Annotated in this window: 4 protein-coding genes; 3 read left to right on the top strand and 1 reads right to left on the bottom strand. The window is 67.7% G+C overall.

Features of this window, described 5'->3' with window-relative positions; all coding sequences use genetic code 11:
- The 3 genes from mltG to ON44_RS19840 all read left to right on the top strand — a co-directional run.
- Positions 1-1,276: endolytic transglycosylase MltG (gene mltG / locus ON44_RS19850; RefSeq protein ID WP_051182214.1), on the top strand; the 1,276-nt coding region annotated here is incomplete at its 5' end.
- A gap of 10 nt (positions 1,277-1,286) precedes the next feature.
- Positions 1,287-2,099, top strand: a complete 813-nt coding sequence (locus ON44_RS19845; protein WP_040692249.1) for a shikimate dehydrogenase — start codon at positions 1,287-1,289, stop codon at positions 2,097-2,099.
- Positions 2,100-2,145: 46 nt separating this feature from the next.
- A complete protein-coding gene (locus ON44_RS19840) occupies positions 2,146-2,628 on the top strand; it encodes a B-4DMT family transporter (RefSeq protein WP_245567238.1) in 483 nt (160 codons plus the stop codon).
- Positions 2,629-2,835: 207 nt separating this feature from the next.
- Here the strand turns inward: ON44_RS19840 and aroB are convergent, their stop codons facing one another.
- Positions 2,836-4,011: a 3-dehydroquinate synthase gene (gene aroB / locus ON44_RS19835; protein ID WP_051182213.1), complete on the bottom strand. Its 1,176-nt coding sequence runs from the start codon at positions 4,009-4,011 to the stop codon at positions 2,836-2,838.
- Positions 4,012-4,141: the final 130 nt, after the last annotated feature.

Raw genomic sequence — 4,141 nt, 5'->3', positions numbered from 1 at the left:
CGGGCGCGCCAGGTCCGAGCGCGGCGGGGGTCGGGCAGACGAGGAGCGTACGGAGTCCCGCTCGGAGCGTCGGCGCAGTGCGCCTTCGCGCGGCCGACGGTCCCGGGTGGCCTCCCGCAAGGCCGCCGAGCGCAAGAAGCGCCGCCGGAATCTGTGGCTGATCGGCGCGCTATTCGTGGCGCTGTTCGCCGGCGCCGCGGTATTCGCGGGCATGAAAGTGGTCAAGATGTTCGGCGCGCCCGAGGACTTCGCGGGTCCGGTCGGACCGCTGGTGGTGGTGCAGGTCCATCCGGGCGATACGTCGAACCAGATCGCGGAAGAGATGCACAAGAAGGGCATCGTCGCGAGCAGTGAGGCCTTCTTCCAGGCGGCCGTGCGCAATTCGAATATGAATTCGGTACAGCCCGGCTACTACGCGATCCCGAGTCACAGCCCGTCCACGCAGGCGGTGACGGCACTGCTCGGCAAGAGTTCGCGGGTCGGCAATCTGGTCGTCTCCGAGGGACGGCAGCTGCACGACCAGCAGGATGTGAATACCGGCTCGCGCAAGGACGGCATCTACCGCAAGATCGCCGACGCCAGCTGCGTCGGTACCGGTACGAATCAGAAATGCATCACCTATGACCAGCTCGATGCCGCCGGTGCGGGTGCGGATCTGACCGCCCTCGGCGTGCCGAGCTGGGCCGAGCAGCGGGTGCGTGACGTACCGGACCGCGGCAGGCAGCTGGAAGGTCTTATCGCCGCGGGCACCTGGGATTTCGATCCAAGTGGTACCCCGGAGCAGATCCTGAAACAGCTGGTGAGTGCGAGTGCGCGCAGCTATGAGTCGACCGGTCTGCTGCAGTCCGGCGCCGAGACGAAGCTGAATCCGTACCAGACCCTGATCGCCGCCTCGCTGGTGGAACGCGAAGCGCTGCCGCAGGATATGGGAAAGGTGGCGCGGGTGATCGTGAACCGGCTCGCGGACAACCAGCCACTGCAGTTCGACTCGACGGTGAACTACGCACTCGACCGCACCGAGGTCGCAACCACCGACGCCGACCGTGCCAAGCGCACGCCGTGGAACACCTACGCCATGCCGGGACTGCCGGCGACCCCGATCTCTGCGCCATCGTTGAATGCGCTGCGCGCCGTGGAGAATCCGGAGCCGGGGACGTGGTTGTACTTCGTGACTGTCGACAAACAGGGGACCACCTTGTTCACCGAGAGCTACAGCGAACATCTGCGCAATATCGAAAAGGCCAGGCAGAGCGGAATTCTCGACAGTGGGCGGTGAGGCGATGACGATGACGGAAACCCGCAAGGCGGCCGTGCTCGGTAAGCCGATCGCGCATTCGCGTTCGCCGCAGCTGCATCTGGCGGCCTACCGTGCGCTCGGGCTCGATTGGACCTATGAGCGGATCGAATGTTCGGCCGAGGAGTTGCCCGGTCTGGTCGATGGGCTCGGGCCGGAATGGGTCGGGCTCTCGGTGACCATGCCGGGTAAAGAAGCCGCGCTGGCATATGCGAGCGAACGTACCGAGCGCGCGGTGCTGGTGGGCTCGGCGAACACCCTGGTTCGGATCGGTTCGCAGGGTTGGCGTGCCGACTGCACCGACGTCGACGGTGTGCTCGGCGCGTTGCGCGGCGGTGGTGTCGGCGGGTTGGCCGAGGCCGTCGTACTCGGTGCGGGCGGAACCGCGCGTCCGGCGCTGCTCGCGTTGTCCGAACTCGGTGCGAAGGCGGTGACCGTTGTCGCCCGCGATGCCGGAAGGGCGCGCAACGCAGTGGATCTCGCGGAGCAGCTCGGTATGACCACCGCCGTGATCGGATTCGACAAAGACGCATTGCGCGCGGCGTGCGCGGATGCCGGTGCGGTGGTGAGCACGATCCCGGCCGAGGCGGCCGCGGTCGTCGCCGAGGCGGTGGCGGCAGCCCCGGTGGTGCTCGACGCGATCTACAATCCGTGGCCGACGCCGCTGGCCGTTGCGGTCGCGCGGGCGGAGCACACCGTGGTGGGCGGGCTGGAGATGCTGCTGCACCAGGCCTACGGCCAGGTCGAACAGTTCACCGGCCGCCCGGCTCCACACGCGGAAATGGCCGCGGCGATAAATCTGTAACCGGTTCTCATTTGGATCCGGCCGACTCGAGGCTATGGTGTTGACCATGAATGGTTGGGTGTTGCGGGCCATCGGGCTCGGTGCGCTGGTCGTTTTCCTGCGTGCCGCGCTGGGATTCGCGATGGTGTACTGGCCGACCCAGGGCAGTTGGATGCGACCGCTGTGTCTGGTGGTGCTGCTCGCCGCGGTGGTGTTCTGGGGTGTGCTGGATGGCCGTAAGGACCGTGAGGTCCATCCGGATCCGGAGCACGGCTCCGACCTCACCATCCTGTGGCTGAAGACTGCTGCTGCCGCGGGTCTGGGCAGCGGTGCGGTTTCGTGGCTGCTCGATTGGCTGCCCCGCTTCGATCTCGGCGATAACGGCCTGCTCTTCGAACTGACGGCGGGCGCGTCCTTCATCGTCCTGCTGGTCTTCATTCCGGGCCTGATCGGCATCGGCATCGGCCGCATCATCGCCGACCGCCAGATCAACAAGTCCGCTAATCGGTCCGCACCCCAGGCACCGGGCGCCGCCGCGACTCCCGCATAGCCGCTGGCGAATTCGATTTGGAGGCGACCTTCATCGGCCGATCCGGCCGGAGGGTCGCCTTCGTTTTCCGGATGGGCCGTAGTCCTGTTCGGGTGCTCAGTTCGCCCATGCAGCGGGCGGGCCGATGCCCGTCGGCATGCGCCTGCGGCTGAGATCGCAAAAGCGGCGCAACCGACCGAATCGGATGCGCCGCTTCGCTGTTCGCGACTACAGCAGGATCGCGCCGCTGCTGGCGCTGTCCTCGCGGGCGATGGCCGAGTACGCGGCGGCCAGCAGGGTGGGGTCCGGGCCTTCGAGGCGGCCGGGCTTGGCGAGGCCGTCGAGGACCACGAAGCGCAGCACACCGGAGCGGGTCTTCTTATCGGTCTGCATGGCGTCGAGGAGTTGCGGGAGGGCGTCGGCGTCGTAGCTGGTCGGCAGGCCGACGCTGGCCAGGACGCTGCGATGGCGGTCGGCGGTGGCATCGTCGAGGCGACCGGCGAGGCGACCGAGTTCGGCGGCGAAGACCAGACCCACCGAGACGGCCGCACCGTGCCGCCAGCGGTAGCGCTCGCGGCGCTCGATGGCATGGCCGAGGGTGTGGCCGTAGTTGAGGATCTCGCGCAGGCTGGCTTCCTTGAGATCGGCGGCAACGACATCGGCCTTGACCTGGATGGCGCGGCGGATCAATTCGGGCAGCACATCACCGGTCGGGTCGAGTGCGGCCTCCGGATCGCGCTCCACCAGGTCCAGGATCACCGGGTCGGCGATGAAACCGGCCTTGATGATCTCGGCCATGCCCGCGACGATCTCGTTGCGTGGCACCGTCTCCAGGGTCGCCAGATCCACCAGCACCGCGGCCGGTTCATGGAAGCTGCCGACGAGATTCTTACCCGCCTCGGTATTGATACCGGTCTTACCGCCGACGGCCGCGTCGACCATCGCCAGCAGCGTGGTCGGCACATGCACGATATGCACACCGCGCATCCAGGTGGCGGCGACGAATCCGGCCAGATCTGTCGCCGCACCGCCGCCGAGCGATACCACCACGTCATTGCGGGTCAGGCCGATGCGGCCGAGCACCTCCCAGCAGAAGCCGGCCACGGCCAGATCCTTACCCGCCTCGGCATCCGGGATTTCGACGCGGTGCGCATCGATACCCTTGTCGGCCAAGGCCTTGCGCACCACCTCGGCGGTTTCGGCCAGCGGCGGCTGATGGAAGATCGCAACGGTGCGCACGCCGGTAGTCGCGCCGACGACCGACTCGACGAGCTCGCCGAGCAGGCCGCGGCCGATGATCACCGGATACGGGTCGGCGGTGCGGACCTCGATGCGACTCGGCTCGGTCGGGCTGGTCGGCTGCTGCTCAGCTGGGCTGTTGGGTCGCTCGCTTCGCTCACTCACGTGTACTCGGCTCCGATTCTGTGCGTGCTGATTGTTTGAGCGCTCGCGCGCGGGCGCGACGGGCCCGGGTGCGGCGGGACCGGCTTCCGGGTGTCGCTGGGTCACCGGATCCTTCGGAACCGGCACGGCC

It is taken from the genome of Nocardia vinacea NBRC 16497, assembly GCF_000308835.1.
GTDB classification, from domain to species: Bacteria; Actinomycetota; Actinomycetes; order Mycobacteriales; family Mycobacteriaceae; genus Nocardia; species Nocardia vinacea.
This window is presented reverse-complemented; position numbering and strand designations above follow the sequence as displayed.